Source organism: Mycobacterium kyorinense (genome assembly GCF_002101735.1).
In the GTDB taxonomy this organism is placed as follows: Bacteria; Actinomycetota; Actinomycetes; order Mycobacteriales; family Mycobacteriaceae; genus Mycobacterium; species Mycobacterium kyorinense.
This window is the reverse complement of the sequence record NZ_LQPE01000049.1, coordinates 1-1013: the sequence shown is the minus strand read 5'-3', so window position 1 is coordinate 1013 and position 1013 is coordinate 1. Positions and strand designations below refer to the sequence as shown.

1 protein-coding gene and 1 tRNA gene are annotated in these 1013 nt (G+C 61.7%); both read right to left on the bottom strand.

Annotation, left to right across the window (positions count from 1 at the left end; all coding sequences use genetic code 11):
- Positions 1-454, bottom strand: a 454-nt coding sequence (locus tag AWC14_RS07930; protein WP_249026310.1) for a transposase, incomplete at its 3' end; no start/stop codon positions are given.
- A 340-nt stretch (positions 455-794) separates the two neighbouring features.
- Positions 795-871: transfer RNA gene (locus tag AWC14_RS07925), tRNA-Met, on the bottom strand.
- Positions 872-1013 lie beyond the last annotated feature (142 nt).

The window sequence follows — 1013 nt, the reverse complement described above, 5'->3', positions numbered from 1 at the left end:
ACGCCGTGACATCATCGACTCCTTCCCTGATCCAGTGGACCAAGATCAGAAGCCTCCAGAAAAGCGGGGGAACCTCAAACAACCGCCGCGGCCGATCCGAAGCCCGCAGCCGGTTACGCATCCCGACCAACACCGTCGGATGAAACGCCGCCGCCGCCACCGTCAACCCGGCGGCAGCCTTCCAGCGCAGATCAAATGCCAACCGGTCACAGGCCTCTCGATCAGAGAGCCCCTCATAGGCCTGCAGCAGCATCACCGTGGCCACCACCCGCGCCGGCACCGTCGGGCGACCCCGCGTCGAGGCCTTGAACAGATCGGCGAAATACTCATCACCAAACAACGCGCCACCGTGCTCAGCCAACAGCCGATAGATACTGCCCACCGGCAGCTGATCACCCACCAGCAGCATCACATCATCGAATCGGCCCTGCCGAACCTCACATCCCAACGCCACGCACCGATCCTCGCGGCAACCCGCACCAAACCCACTCAGCCACGCCGAAACCCGCGCCACTAAATCAGCAGTCTCCTAGGTTGGCCCGTCGCATCGCGGCCAGTCGAGGAACGCTTCATCTCGATTCCATCGAACACGCCGCCCTCGGCGAGGTCCCATGCGGAGCGCACCGGAGCCGACATAGCAATCTTGAACCGTTGACAGTGACTGATCCGTGTTGGGCACTACCAGGGAGATTCGGGATAGCCCACAGACATTCAGCAAATGGTAGAGTTCACAAATCCGTTCACACGCGGCGTGAAAATGACCCCAGAGGTCACACCTCTAGGGTCATTTCCGCTGGTAGCGGGGACAGGATTCGAACCTGCGACCTCTGGGTTATGAGCCCAGCGAGCTACCGAGCTGCTCCACCCCGCGACGGGTAATGCAAGGTTACCGAACGCCGGGGGCACCCACCAAATCGCGGGTCAACCCGGCGCCAACGTGTTGCTCCTATGTCAAGCGGCCGTGTTTTGCGGTGATTGATGGCTGGTTTTGTGGTCGGCTCGTAGGCGGCGGA